Source organism: Streptomyces sp. NPDC003027, assembly GCF_053591435.1.
In genome coordinates this window covers 1-13,836 of sequence record NZ_JBSFTU010000018.1, presented here as the reverse complement: position 1 = coordinate 13,836, position 13,836 = coordinate 1, and the positions used below count along the sequence as shown (strand labels likewise).

The window sequence follows — 13,836 nt, the reverse complement described above, 5'->3', positions numbered from 1 at the left end:
GCCCTCTGCCGCATACCCGGCAGTAACCTTTCGGCACCCTCGTACGGCACTGGTGTGTTCGGTCTTTCCGTGACCCGGGACGACAGCTCTCTTCACCGCTTCCCCCGCGCGCCCCACACGCGCTGTCCCCCGCTCGCCTTGGAATCTCCGTGAGGTCAGTGTGAGAAAGCACGTCATCGTGGCCGCTGTGGCCGCCGCCCTTCTGCTCGCCCTGCCGGCCGCCATGACTCCGGCCGCCGCCGCGACCGACAAGTCGACGTTCAACCCCTCCAGCAACCCGATCCTGTTCGTACACGGCTACAACGGCAGCGCGTCGAACTGGGACACCATGGTGAGCCGGTTCAAGAACGACGGCTGGCCCGCCTCGCACCTCGATCGGTGGAGCTACGACTCCCGGCAGTCCAACGCCACCACCGCCGAGCAACTCGGCCACGAGGTGGACCGGCTGCTCGCCGCCACGGGAGCGTCGAAGGTCGATGTCGTCACCCACTCCATGGGCGGCCTGTCCTCGCGCCACTACGTCAAGAACCTCGGCGGCGACTCGAAGACCGAGGCATGGGTATCGCTCGGCGGGCCCAACCACGGAACGGACACCGCCAACAGCTGCTTCGACGCCTCGTGCCACGAGATGCGCGTCGGATCGGACTTCCTGACCGCGCTCAACTCCGGCGACGAGACGCCGGGACTCCCGCGCTACGCGACGTGGTGGTCGCCGTGCGATTCGGTCATCAACCCCGACAGCAGCGTCGCCCTCTCCGGGGCCGTCAACACCCGGACGGCCTGCCTGAGCCACAACGGGCTGCTCACCGACGCCGCGGTCTACGCCCAGACCCGCGACATGATCAACAGCTGAGGACCGCCGAGCGCGCCGGCCGGCTTCCGGATCACCGATGCCCTCGTCGGCGTCGGGGGGCCGGCCCCGTGCTGCGGCGGACGATGAGTTCGACCGGGACGACCGGTTCCACGCCCGGTTCGGTCAGGCCGTCGATGTGCGCCAGGAGAAGGCGCAGGGAACGGGTGCCGATCTCGGTGAAGTCCGTGCGTACGGTGGTGAGCGGCGGGAGCAGATGGGCGGCCTCGGGGATGTCGTCGTAGCCGACGACGCTGACGTCGTCGGGAACGCGGCGGCCGGCCTCGTGGAAGGCGCGCAGGGCGCCGAGGGCCATCTGGTCGTTGGAGGCGAAGACCGCGGTGACGTCCGGGCGTTCCGCCAGTCGGCGGCCGAGGTCGTAACCCGAGTCGGCGCTCCAGTCCCCGACGTGGAGTTCGGGGACTTCCGCGCCCGCCGCCTCCAGGGTGGCGCGCCAGCTCGCCGCACGACGGTCGGCGGAGGTCCAGCCGAGAGGGCCCGCGATGTGCCAGACGGTGGCGTGGCCGAGGTGGAGGAGGTGCTCGGTGGCCGCGCGGGCTCCGGCACGGGAGTCGGCGGTGATCAGGGGGGTGCCGTCGCCGAGGTCGTTCTCGAGCACGACGAGGGGGCCGTCGATGCGGGCCTCCACCAGCGCCTGGCGCACCCCGTCCTGCGGGGCGATGGCGATCACGCCGTCCGCGCCCTCCGCCGACAGCCGGTCCACGGCCCGCACCACCGTGGCGGGGTCGGCGGTGTCGATGGCGATGGCGCTCACGAGGTAACCGCGCTCCTGGGCCGCCTTGTTGATCGCGGTCAGGATGGAGGCCGGGCCGTAGCGCGCCGCGTCGAAGGAGATGACGCCGAGCATGCGGGTCCGGCCGCTGGCCAGGGAGCGGGCGCTGCGGCTGGGGCGGTAGCCGAGTGCGGACATGGCGTCCAGGACGGCCGTACGGGTCTCGGGGCGGACGGCCGGGTTGTCGTTGAGGACGCGGGAGACGGTCTGCTTGGAGACACCGGCGAGCCGCGCCACGTCCTCCATCACCGGGCGTGTTCCGGCGAAGTTGCGGCGGCTGCGCCCCTTGGGAGCCGGGCCGTCCGTGGCGTGAGGGGGCATGGCGGAGGTGTCCTTCGGCGTCGTCCCGGGGGTCTGTCCCGCGTGTCGGGCCCACAGGATAGGCGGATCGGGACGAGCCGTACGGGTGCCGCCCCCCTCTGCCGGGCGGGTGCGCGGGGCGAAGGGCGGCCCGTGTCCGTCGGTCGGGTCAGCCGGGCCGCGTCGTCCAGGTGCGGACGGTGACCGACTCGACGTGCCGTACCGCGGCTTCCTGCCCCGCGTCCCCCACCTGGGCGGGCAGGTGGACGGGGGCGCCGGGGGGCAGCGGCAGCAGTTTCAGGCGCAGTCCCTCCGTGCGCAGGAGATCGGCGGGCAGCCGGTCCAGGCCGATCTCCCAGACGCCGCCCGCGTGGAACTGGTCGGCGACGAGGGTGTCACCGACGTACGCGCGCCCCACGTCGCCGGTCCAGTGGACGCGCAGGAGCGTGGCCGCCGTGTCCTCCAGGAGGTGGCCGGGTACGTCGACGCGGTACTCGGCCGCGGCGGTGTCGTAGTACTTGTCGGCGGGGGCGCTGGCGCGGCCCAGTGTGCCGGTCACGGTCTCGGGTGCCGGGCCCGCCGGGCGGAGCAACGTGAAGGGCAGAGCGCTGTCCTGGGCCACGGGCGGGTCGACGGTGAGGTCATGGCCCCGGTCGGCCGGCAGGTCCTGAGCCCGGTCGTGAGCCCGGTCGTCGGTCCGGTCGTCGGTCCCGTCGTCGGGCAGCAGGGTGTAGCGGGCGAGGACGCCGTCCGTCTCGGTGCGCACGCTCGCCCCGGCCGCCACCGGCGGCCGTTCGGGGGCGGGCAGGACGGCGAGGGACGGCGAGGTGCCGGTGGTGTGCAGGCGGACCTCGTCGCCGTCGAAGACGACGCCGTCGTGGGACAGGACGAGCCGCTCGGCTCCCCACGCGAAGCCGCGGTACGCGGTGCGCGCCGTCGCCGCGTCGAGGACCAGCAGTCCGACCCGTCCGCCGTCCGCCGTGTCCACCTCCACGAGGGCGTCCGTGCCGGGCCGCAGACCGGTGATCAGGATGCGGTCGCCGGCGCGCGTCACGGCTCCGGTGGGTGTGGCGACGGACTCCACCGTGCGGGGATCGAGGGCGAGTTCGGGCGTGATGCCGTCGGTGGCGGCGAGCACCAGGACGGTGCGCCCGTGGTCGTCGACGCGGCAGACCGGCTGGGCGGTGGCCCAGTCGAGACGGAGTCCGGCGACGTCCAGACGCAGCGGCCAGCAGAAGTACGCGCCGGTGGGGACGGTCACGGGTGTGCTGGGCAGCGACAGGGCGGGGCCGTCGGCGAAGTCGACCGTGAAGGAGGTGTCGGGGTGGCTCGGCAGCGGCTCGTGCGGCTGGTGGTTGTTGACGAAGAGGAAGCCGGAGGTGCCGTCGCCGCGGACGGCCCAGCGGAGCGTTTCCCGGTCGTGCTGCCCGGCCGGCTGCCGCTCGGGCAGCACGGACGCCATGGGTGCGATCAGGTGGCCCAGGTCAGCCAGCATGAGGTGCTGGAGCCGGAGTTCGTGGTACGAGGGCCGGTACTGGCCGTACTCGCCCAGGGGCGCCTGGAAGTCGTAGGTGAGCAGGGGGAGGTCGTTGGGGTAGTGGGTGGCGTGCGACTCCTGGAGGGTGGTCAGCTCGCCGTGGGGGTTCGTACCGCCGTGGAACATGTAGTAGCCCTGCCACACCGAGCCGCAGCCGATCTTGGTGAGGCCGAGCGCGCCGACGTCCTCGGGCTCCACGCGCGGCCGGCGGTGGTACGCCACGGCCATGCCGCCGCCGAGCTCGCAGGTGGCCCAGGGGAACCGGGCGTCATCGGTGGCAGGCGCGCCTCCGCGTACGGTCGTCGGGCGCAGGTCGGCGCCGATGCCCTCGTCGTCGCGCTGGTGGGTGAAGAAGAAGTGCTTGCGGCAGGTGTCGGGCCAGCCGCCGTCCCATTCGGTCCAGAACGTCTCCGGGTAGCCGCCGTAGAGCGGCAGCAGCTCGTCGGGCGGGAGCCGGACCCCTCCCCAGGCCGTCGAGGTCCACAAGGGGGCGTCGAGACCGGCCTCCTGGGCCATCGTCTTCAGCGTGAGGAGGTGGCCGGGCTGGTCGTACAGCTCGTTCTCGACCTGGATGGCGACGATGGGGCCGTGGTGCGCGCGGTCGAGGCCGCGCAGCTGTCCGGCGATGGCCGCGAACCAGGGGCGTACGGCTTCGAGGTAGGCGGGGTCGTCGGTGCGGGGTGTGCAGACGCGGGCGAGGAGCCAGTCGGGCAGACCGCCGTTGCGCACCTCCGCGTGGGACCAGGGGCCGATGCGGGGGATGAAGTCGAGACCGTGACGGGCGCAGAGTTCGGCGAAGCGCCGCAGGTCGCGGTCGCCGTCGAAACGGACGCGGCCTTCGATCTCCTCGTGGTGGATCCAGATGACGTAACTGGCGACGGCCGTGACACCGCCGGCCTTCATCTTCAGAAGCTCCTCCTCCCAGTGCCGGGCGGGGTGGCGGGTGTAGTGGAACTCGCCGGAGACCGGGAACCAGGGACGGCCGCCGCGGGTGAGGAAGCGGCTGGTCACCTCGATCGGATCGGTGGCCGAGGGTGCGTCGGTGAAGGGGAGGTGACCGGTCAGCGGGGCCGCGGCGGGCGCGGGGGCGTGCAGCCGGTGGTGCGTCATCAGGGCTTCTCCGGTCCGAGGTCGGGTGCGTCGGTGAGCTGGGCGAGGGTGCGGGTGGCGGCGTGCAGTTCCAGCAGCACGAGGTCGTTGGCCCCGGGGCGCAGGACGGGCGCGGGGACGTACAGGGTGCGTTGCGGACCGCGGTTCCAGTAGCGGCCGAGGTGGAAGCCGTTGATCCATGCCTGGCCCTTGGTCCAGCCGGGCAGTTTCAGGAAGGTGTCGGCCGGGGTGCCCACCTCGAAGGTCCCGCGGTGGAAGACGGGGCCGAGCTCCGCGGCGGTGCCGGCCGGTGCGAAGGGCAGCAGGTCGAGGATCCCGGGGCGGTCCAGGGGCAGGGGGTGGCAGTCCCAGCCCCGCAGCCGGGTTCCGTCGAAGGTGACCGGCCCGAGCAGGCCCTTGGGCGTGCCGATGCGCGGGCCGTAGTTGACGCCGCCCATGTTCTCCACGAGAACGTCCAGGGTGGCTCCTGGGTGGGGGACGCTCACGGCCAGGGCCTCGTCGTGCCGTTCGCGTTCGAGTACGCCGACGGGGACGCCGGCCACGAAGACCTGGGCGCGGTCGCCGACCCCGTCCGGGAAGTGCAGCAGACCGTCGCCCGCGACCGGCACGGTGGTGCGGTAGAGGACGTAGCCGTTGCGCTGCCCCAGTTCCTCCATGGTGACCGGGTCGTCGGTGCGGACGGGCTCGGCCAGGGCGGCCGCCTGGGAGAGCAGCGGGGCCCGGCGGTCCAGGTGGACGGTGAGGGGCGCGAGTTTGACGGCGGGCGCGGGGACCGCCTCGTCGGGGACGGTGGCGTGGCGGGCGATCACCTCCCGGAAGGCGTGGTACTTGGGTCCGGGATCGCCCCCCTCGGTGAGCGGGGCGTCGTAGTCGTACGACGTGACCGTCGGGGCGTACGTGTGATCGTGGTTGGCTCCGTTGCTGAAACCGAAGTTGGTGCCGCCGTGGAACATGTAGATGTTGACGGAGGCGCCGGCCGCGAGGAGCCGGTCGAGGTCGGCGGCGGCGTCGGCCGCGTCCCGTACGTGGTGCGGTTCGCCCCAGTGGTCGAACCAGCCGATCCAGAACTCCGCGCACATCAGCGGGCCCTCGCTCCGGTGCTCGCGCAGCCGCGCCAGCTGGTCGGTGATCTTGCTGCCGAAGGTGCCGGTGGCGAGGACACCGGGCAGGCTACCGCGCTTCAGATGCTCGGGGTCGGCCTGGTCGCAGGTGAAGAGGAGTTCCTCGACACCGCGGGTGCGCAGGGAGCGGGCGAGGTGGTCGAGGTAGCCGGAGTCCTCGCCGTAGGCGCCGTACTCGTTCTCCACCTGGACGGCGATCACGGGCCCGCCGAAGGCGGCCATGTAGGGCAGCAGGGGAGGCAGCAGCTGGTCGAGATAGCGGTCGACGGCCCCGGTGAACTTCGGGTCGGCGCTGCGCGGCCGCACGTCCGGGTCGGCGGTGAGCCAGGTGGGCAGGCCGCCGCCGTCCCACTCGGCGCAGATGTACGGGCCGGGGCGCAGCAGGACCCGTAGCCCTTCGGCGTGGGCGAGTTCCAGGTAGCGCGGCAGGTCGAGGGGCCCGTCGAGGACGAGTTCGCCGTCGGGTTCGGGCTGGTGCAGGTTCCAGGGGACGTAGGTCTCGACGGTGTTGAGGCCCATGAGGCGGGCCTTGCGGAGCCGGTCGGCCCACTGCCCGGGATGGACGCGGAAGTAGTGCATGGCACCGGAGATGATCCGGAACGGTTCGCCATGGAGCAGGAATCCGTCGGACGTCGTCGTCAGAGCGGGCACGGGGGCTTCCCTTCGGCTGGGAGGGCGGGGACGGCCGGGATCGGACTGGGGGGGCCGGGGTCGGGTCGGGTCGGGTCGGGTCGACGGGATCAGGAATTCAGGTCGCGGGACCGGATCGCGGGTTCACTCCATGGCGTTTCACGGCGTTCAGGCCCCCGTGCCGCTTCGGGTGGCGCGGATCAGCCAGAGCGTGGCGGCCAGGCAGAGAGCCGAAATGCCGCACAGCAGGAGCGGCACCGCGCGGACACCGGACCACTCGATGGCCTTGCCCAGCACCGGCCCCGCCGCGACACCGCCGATCATCGACGCGGCGATCACCACCGCTCCGGCCCTGCGGGCCCGGGGGGCGGCCCGCTGGAGCCAGGGCAGGCCGGTGGGGAAGATCGGCGCGATGAAGAGACCGACACCGGCGTACGCGTACGGTGCCAGCCCCGGCACGGCGGCGAGGAGCAGGCAGACCGTCATGCCCGCGCAGGAGACCGTGATGATGGCCTGGGCCGAGAAGCGCAGCGCGATCGGTGCGACGAGGAACCGTCCGACCGTCATCATCAGCCAGTAGACGGAGGTGGCGGTGGCGGCGATCCCCGCACCGTACCCGACCGTCTCCAGGTGGGTGGGCTCCCAGCCGCCGACTCCCGCCTCGATGCCCACGTGCAGCACGTACAGGGTGACGAAGACCGCGAGCACCGAGCCCAGGCTCCGGCCGAGCACCTGGCCGCGGCCGGCCTCTCCGGCCGCCGCGCCGGCCGGGTCGGGTACCCGGTCGCGTACGCCCTTCAGGCACAGCAGCAGCGGCAGGTTGGCGAGCGCGAAGCCGAGGAAGATCGCCGGGTAGTGCGCGGAGCCGAGAACGCCGATGAGTGCCGGGCCGAGGATCGCTCCCACGCCGAAGTGCGCGTTGAGGATGTTCAGCATCGCCGTGGAGCGGTGGCCGAAGCCGATCGCGAACAGCTGGTTGAGGCCGTAGTCGATGCCGCCGAAGCCGAGTCCCGCCAGGAGGGCCATGGCCAGGGCCACGGGCCAGTTCGGCGCCAGCGCGAAGCCCGCGGCGCCGACGGCCATCAGCACGTACGAGCTCGCCAGGATCTGCCGGTTGCCGAGGCGTCCGAAGAGCCGGTCGAAGAGCAGCACTCCGGCGACTCCGCCGATGAAGTGGGCGCTCAGGCCGAGGCCGGCGGCCGACGGTGAGAGCCCGAACTCCTTGCGGAGGGCCGGGATCGCGGGACCGTACAGCGCCTGGAGCGCCCCGATGAGGACGAAGCCGACACAGGACGCGACCACGGCGGCGGGGCTGAACAGCGGGGCGGACGGGGCTCCTCGGGTCTCCTTCGGACGTCGCCCGCTCGATCGGCCGGGCGGTCGGTCGGTCGTTCGCTCGCTCACACGGTCTCCAGATGGCGGCCCACGAGCTCGTGGGCGAAGGACATGATCGTTCCCTGCGGGCTGATCCCGGGAGCTCCGGGCAGCACGGCGGCGTCGCACAGATGCAGGTTGGTGAAGCCGTGCGGCCTGCCGAGTTCGTCGCAGACCCCGCCCCGCTCCGGCAGCGCCATGGGGCAACTGGCCATGGCGTGCACCGACACCAGCTCCCAGTCGGCGGGCCGGACGCGGGCGCAGTACTCCTCCACGTCCGCTTCGGTGCGCAGCGGGCCGGCGGTGGACGTCGGGGGCACCAGCTCCACGGCGCCGGCGGCGAACAGCAGCCGTGCGGTTCTGCGGAACGCCAGGGTCAGAGCGTGGTGATCGGCCTTGGTCATGCCGTGGCGCAACACCGGTGTGCCGCCGAGGGTCCCGACGATCCCGGCCGTTCCCTGCATACGTACCTGCGTGGTGAACATGCCGAGATGCGGCAGGGAGGCCAGGAGTTCGTCGACCTGCCTCGGGTCGCGTCCGGCGAGCGCGGCACCGAGGCCGCCGGGCGTCAGGTTGGACGGCATGACGAGCATGCCGAGCGCCGAGTGCTCCTGGACCTGGGCGGTGAACATGGTGCCGCGCACGGCGTCGACGATCCGGGGGAAGCGGGCCACGGTCCTCAGGTTGAGATGGAGCGCGAGCCGGCGCCCGGCCGTGCGGCGGTGGATGCCGCTGCGGCGCAGCAGTACGGGTGTGCCGATGGGCCCGGCGGCGACGAAGAGGGTACGCGGGCGGTAGCGCACCGGGCGGCCGGCGGAGTCGGTCGCCTCCACGCCGCGCACCACGCCCTGCCGGTGCGTGATCCGCTCCACGCGCACGCCGTCCAGGACGCGCGCGCCGAGCGCCTCCGCCTGCGGGAGGTAGGTGACGGCCATGCTCTGCTTGGCACCGCTCGGGCAGCCGGTGGCGCAGCGGTTGAGGTGCCGGCAGCCGCGCACCACGCGCTGCGGGTGCTGCCAGCGCCAGCCCAGGGACTCGGCCGCGCGCGCCAGCAGCCGGGAGTCCTCGTTGCCGTCGCCGTGCTCCTGCGTGATCATGCCGAGGCGCCGCTGGACCTCGGCGAAGCGGGCGGCGACGACCGGGGAGCGGTAGCTCCCGTACCCGGACCAGAGGGCCCAGCGGTCGAGGACGGCGGGTGAGGGTTCCCACAGCAGGCCGCCGTTGACGACGGTGGTGCCTCCGACGGCGTGCGCCTCGCCGTAGGCGATGGTGGGGGTGCCGAGGACGGCGGTCGCGCCGGCGTTGCGGTAGAGGCGCCGCATCGACTCCGCGGGGTCGGTGGCGGCGAGCTCCTCGGTGGTGACGCGGGGGCCCTCCTCCAGAACGGTCACGGACCGTCCGGCGCGGGCCAGTTCGAGCGCGGCCACGCTGCCGCCCGCGCCGGAGCCGACGACCAGGGCGTCGCACGCGATCTCGGTGGGACGGGTCGTTCCGCCCGACCACCTCATCGCAGGGCCTCCTTCCGGCGGTCCGGCGGTCGGACAGGGGTTCCGTCGAGGGCGCCGTACAGGGCGAGAGCCGTGGTGAGGCGGAGCAGTTCGGCGAAGCCGGGCAGCGCGCGCAGCCGGGCCAGACCGCGGTGGATCTCCTCGGGGCCGGCGGCGGCCGGGCTCCGGCGCGTGACCGCGCGGAAGGCGACCGGGAAGAGGCGCAGGGCCGCGGCGGTCCCCCACCGGTACGCGGCGGGCATCCGGTTCAGGCTCTCGGCGGTGTGGTGGACCGCCCGGCCCAGGGCCGGTGCCGGGCTCAGCGCCGCGTAGGCACCGGCCCAGCAGTGCGGCAGCCCGGAGTCGTACAGGTCGCGGTCGGTGATCCGTGCGATGGCCGTACGGCGCGCCCTCACCCGGTCACCTTCTCCCGTACCAGGCCCGCGAGCAGCCGGGCGGCCCCCTGGCCGAGCACCTCGTCGAGCGCCTTCACGAACAGGTCCACCTCGTCGGTCCTGGCCACCAGGGGCGGGGAGACGATCAGGGCGATGGCGCGGTTGGAGCCGAAGAAGGTGAGGATCCCGTGGTCGCGGTAGAGAGCGGCGACGACGGCTCCGGTCAGCAGTTTCGAGACGGCCTGGGGGTCCTTGGCGACCGAGGTGGGCAGCATCTCGCGCAGCGCGGCGGGCATGCGGGGGCCGGGGGTGAGGAAGACGCCGTGCAGGGCGCCCGCTCCCTCCACCCGCCGGACCAGGCGGGGGTGGCGCCCGGCGACCTCCGCGAGACCGGTGCGCAGGCGCTCGCCCAGCTCGCGGGCGCGGCCGGGGAAGTCCTCGTCGACGGCGATCGCCACCGCTTCGAGGGCGGTCGCGGTCTCCTCGCCGAAGCCGTAGTACGTCGTGCTGTGCAGGGTCGCCTCGGAGAGGTTGTCGTACGCGGCGCGGAAGACCGGCTCCCGTGCGATGTAGCCGGAGATCGACGCCTTGCCGCCGCCGAAGGACTTGGAGGTCGTCACGATGTCGGGTACGAGCCCCGGGTGGTGCATGAAGTGGAAGAGCGCTCCGGTCTTGCCCCAGCCCGTGTACACCTCGTCGAAGATCAGGACGATGTCGCGTTCGGTGCAGATCCGGCGGAGCGCCCGCAGGAAGTCGGCCGAGCAGGCGCGCAGGCTGGAGGCGCTGAAGGGCTCGACGACGACGGCGTACACGTCGCTCTCACCGGAGGACCAGGTGTGCCGGTCCAGGGCGAGGAGGAAGGAGTCCAGGTCGTCGTAGGCGAAGGTGTCGGTGCCGGGGATCTGCGGGTAGGGGAAGTGGATCTCGGGCGAGGCGGTGAGGCTTCCGGCGCCGAGGAGTTTGCCGTGGAAGGCGATGTCGGTGTGCAGGACCGTGCCGCGGCGGCCGCGGTGGTACTTGTAGGCGAGCTTCACCGCTCCTTCGACCGCTTCCGCCCCCGAGTTGGGGAAGTAGCTGATGTTCAGGTCGCCGGGCAGCAGGGCCGCGAGGTTGTGGCTGAGCGCCGCCACGTAGGGCGAGAGGTAGTTCTTGTGCACCTCCATGCGGCGCGACTCCTGGAAGCGGCGTCGCGCGGCGAGGATGCGGGGGTGGTTGTGCCCGTGGCTGAGGACTCCGACGCCTCCGGTGAAGTCGAGGACGCGCCGGCCGTCGCGGAGGTGGATCCACGCTCCCTCGGCGTGGTCGACCAGGTCGCGTCCGAAGCCGAAGGAGCCGATGAGGGAGACCTGGCTGCGGCTGACGAACCGCCGGTACAGGTCGTGGACCTGCTCGGTGGTCATCGCCTCGGCCTGGTCCAGGGTGATGAGGTCAGGCATCGTGGCTCCCGGTGGCGGATGCGGTGAGGCGGTCGGCCGGGCGGTCGCCGGCGGCCCGGCGCGCGGCGGCGGCGTCGGTGGCTGTGCCGTCCGCGGCCCCGGCGGCCGTGGTGAGACGGTCGGCGATGAGACGTCCGGCCCTGCGGCCGTCCCGTACGGCGTAGTTGGTGCCCCGGTCCTCGGGGAAGACCTGCGCCATGCCGGCGAGGTACAGGCCCTGCACGCGGGATTCCACCGACGGCATCACACGGGTGTAGTGCGGGGTGATCACGGGCTGCGCGTGCGCGGCGCGCCAGACGTGGTAGCGCTCCACCCAGTCGCGGTCGAAGCCGGGGAACATGCGCCGGATGTGCGGCAGGCTGTACTCGAAGACCTCCTCGTCGGACATCCGGTAGAGGTCCGCGTCCGTCGGCAGGTACTTCGAGAGATAGACGACATGGGTGCCGTCGTACCGTTCGGGCCGGTCGAGGTTGGTGTGCTCGATGACGCCGACGTAGGGGAAGTCAGGGTCGTTGACGTTGAGCCAGTAGGTGTCGGAGAGCCGGCGGTTGTTCTCCAGGACCAGGCAGACGTTGCCCAGGTAGTCGACGGCCGACCAGCGGCGCCGCAGCTCCGGTACGGCCGGGTGGTCCGCCCCGTCGTGGTCGAGGAGTCGGGCGGCCAGTCGCGGCGCGGCGGTGATCAGCACCTGGCGGGCCGGATGGAAGGTGCCGCCCGCCGTCACGCCGCTCACCCCGGCGCCGTCGGTGTGCACCGCGTCCACGGGCACGCCGGTGCGGATGTCGACGCCGAGCGACTCCAGCCGCCCGCGCAGCGCGGCGAGCAGCGCCTCGCAGCCGCCCTTGATGTAGTACAGCGTCTCCTTGCCGGAGCGGGTACGGCTGCCGCCCCGCAGATGCAGCTTGGTCCACATCCAGGTGGCGCCCACCTGGTCCGCGTACGCGCCGAACTTGCCCTCCAGGAGCGGCCGCCAGACCACGTCGTACACGCGCCGCCCGCCGAGGGAGACCAGCCATTCGCGCGCGGTCCGCGACTCCAGTTCCCGCCAGTGCTTGACCCGCCGGGCCCGCAGGGCGAGCAGCCCGAGACGGAAGCGGTCGCGCAGCGGGAGCGGCGCGAAGCGCAGCACGTCCAGGGGTGCGGACAGGCGGTAGACGGAGTTGGCGTAGTAGACGCCGGTGCGGGTCTCGTGCGCTTCGAGGAGATGGGAGATGCCCAGGCTCTCGCAGAGCCGGATCATCTCCTCGTCGGAGGAGAACCAGTGGTGGTAGAAGCGTTCGAGGCGTTTGCCGTCCCCGATGTCGAAGCTGGCGGCCAGCCCGCCGATCTGCTCCTCCCGCTCGACGATCCGCACGCTGCGGCCCTGCGCGGCCAGTTCGAGCGCCGCGGCGAGGCCGGTGAATCCCGCGCCGACGATGACGACGTCCACGGGCGCGGCGGTACGGCCGGTCGCGGGGCCGGCCTGCGTACCGGGGGTGGCTTGCGTACCGGGGGTGGCTTGCGTACCGGGGGTGGCTTGCGTACCGGGGGTGGCTTGCGTACCGGGGGTGGCTTGCGTACTCGGGGTGGCTTCGGTGGTCGGGTTGGCTTCCGTACTCACAGGGCGACACGCTCCTTCTCGGCGCGGGGGTGCGGTGCGGGGGTGGGGGCGCCCGGGGCGCCGGCACGGTCCGCGATGACGTAGTCGGGGCGGCCCTGCACCTGGCGGAAGACGGCGTGGAGGTACTCGCCGACGATCCCGAGGGCGAGGGCGTGGGCCCCGAAGGCGCCGGGCCGGGCCAGCAGCCGCGGGTCGCGCCGGACGGTGGCGGCGGCGAGGCCTCCGGCGAGGACGGCCGTCCCGAGGTAGGTCGGCAGCCGCAGCGGCGCCACCGAACCGGCCAGCAGACCTCGCCGGGAGAGGGCGAGCATCTTGCGCAGGGTGTACTTGGACTCACCGGCGTGGCGTGGGTCCCTGTCGTACGAAACGCTGGTCTCGGGGAGGCCGAACCAGCTGACCGCGCCGCGCAGATAGAGGTTCTTGTCCGGCGTGGCGGCGAGGAGGTCGACCAACTCCCGGTCCAGCAGCCGGAAGTCGCCGGTGTCGAGGGCGAGGGCATGGTCGGAGAGGGTGTTCAGTAAGCGGTAGAAGGCATAGGCGCTGGCTTTCTTGAACCATGTCTCGCCGTCGCGGGCGCGGCGCCGCGCCGACACGACGGACCAGCCCTCGCGCCACAGGGCGGCCATGTCGGGGATCAGCTCCGGGGGGTCCTGGAGGTCCGCGTCGATGACGACGACCGCGTCACCGGTGGACTCGCGCAGCCCGGCCAGGCAGGCGGCCTGGTGGCCGAAGTTGCGGCTCAGCCGCACGGCCCGCACCGAACCGCTCGTACGGGCGAGGGAGTTGATGACCTCCCAGGTGCCGTCGGAACTGCCGTCGTCGACATAGATCTGCTCGCACTCGAAACCGGCGAGCGCGGCGAGGACCTGCGACAGCCGGGCGTGGGTGTGGGCGAGGACCTCCACCTCGTTGTAGCAGGGGACGACGACGCTGAGCACCGGTCGCCTGGCATCGAAAGAACGTAATTCCCGTGGCACAGCACACCTTTCGCGTATGGAACACGGAGGGAGATGGACGGGTGGTACGCGGTTCTCGGAGCGCGGGACCGGGTCGGACGACCGGGGCCGGCGGGTGCCGGCGGCGCTGCGACGAACGGAGATGTTACCGGTAACATTCCTAGCGTCAAGGGTGCCTGGGCGAGCGGCGCGGGGTGGGGGCGCCCGTACGACAGAGGGGGCGGCCGGATCCTGGAGAGGATCCGGC

Annotated in this window: 10 protein-coding genes; 1 reads left to right on the top strand and 9 read right to left on the bottom strand. The window is 72.6% G+C overall.

Annotation, left to right across the window (positions count from 1 at the left end; genetic code table 11):
• Positions 1–160 precede the first annotated feature (160 nt).
• Positions 161–853, top strand: a complete 693-nt coding sequence (locus ACWDX6_RS15195) for an esterase/lipase family protein (protein ID WP_451485404.1) — start codon at positions 161–163, stop codon at positions 851–853.
• Between the two features lie 31 nt (positions 854–884).
• Here the strand turns inward: ACWDX6_RS15195 and ACWDX6_RS15190 are convergent, their stop codons facing one another.
• From ACWDX6_RS15190 to ACWDX6_RS15150, 9 genes are all read right to left on the bottom strand, one after another.
• Positions 885–1,964, bottom strand: coding sequence for a LacI family DNA-binding transcriptional regulator (locus tag ACWDX6_RS15190; protein ID WP_451485403.1), 1,080 nt, complete (start codon positions 1,962–1,964; stop codon positions 885–887).
• A 148-nt stretch (positions 1,965–2,112) separates the two neighbouring features.
• A complete protein-coding gene (locus ACWDX6_RS15185; RefSeq protein ID WP_451485402.1) occupies positions 2,113–4,590 on the bottom strand; it encodes a beta-galactosidase in 2,478 nt (825 codons plus the stop codon).
• On the bottom strand, positions 4,590–6,362 hold the full coding sequence (locus ACWDX6_RS15180) for a beta-galactosidase (RefSeq protein ID WP_451485401.1): 1,773 nt from the start codon (positions 6,360–6,362) through the stop codon (positions 4,590–4,592). Before ACWDX6_RS15180 ends, ACWDX6_RS15185 begins: the two co-directional genes overlap by 1 nt.
• A 147-nt stretch (positions 6,363–6,509) precedes the next feature.
• On the bottom strand, positions 6,510–7,661 hold the full coding sequence (locus ACWDX6_RS15175; RefSeq protein WP_451485500.1) for an MFS transporter: 1,152 nt from the start codon (positions 7,659–7,661) through the stop codon (positions 6,510–6,512).
• 80 nt (positions 7,662–7,741) lie between these two features.
• Complete coding sequence (locus ACWDX6_RS15170; RefSeq protein WP_451485400.1) at positions 7,742–9,223, bottom strand: GMC family oxidoreductase N-terminal domain-containing protein; 1,482 nt, start codon at positions 9,221–9,223, stop codon at positions 7,742–7,744.
• Positions 9,220–9,618 carry a hypothetical protein gene (locus ACWDX6_RS15165; RefSeq protein WP_451485399.1) on the bottom strand — a complete coding sequence of 133 codons (399 nt, stop codon included), beginning with the start codon at positions 9,616–9,618 and terminating at the stop codon, positions 9,220–9,222. The genes ACWDX6_RS15170 and ACWDX6_RS15165 overlap by 4 nt, the downstream gene beginning before the upstream one ends.
• Positions 9,615–11,033: an aspartate aminotransferase family protein gene (locus tag ACWDX6_RS15160; RefSeq protein ID WP_451485398.1), complete on the bottom strand. Its 1,419-nt coding sequence runs from the start codon at positions 11,031–11,033 to the stop codon at positions 9,615–9,617. The genes ACWDX6_RS15165 and ACWDX6_RS15160 overlap by 4 nt, the downstream gene beginning before the upstream one ends.
• A complete protein-coding gene (locus ACWDX6_RS15155) occupies positions 11,026–12,633 on the bottom strand; it encodes an FAD-dependent oxidoreductase (protein WP_451485397.1) in 1,608 nt (535 codons plus the stop codon). The genes ACWDX6_RS15160 and ACWDX6_RS15155 overlap by 8 nt, the downstream gene beginning before the upstream one ends.
• Positions 12,630–13,571 carry a glycosyltransferase family 2 protein gene (locus tag ACWDX6_RS15150; protein WP_451485396.1) on the bottom strand — a complete coding sequence of 314 codons (942 nt, stop codon included), beginning with the start codon at positions 13,569–13,571 and terminating at the stop codon, positions 12,630–12,632. The genes ACWDX6_RS15155 and ACWDX6_RS15150 overlap by 4 nt, the downstream gene beginning before the upstream one ends.
• Positions 13,572–13,836 lie beyond the last annotated feature (265 nt).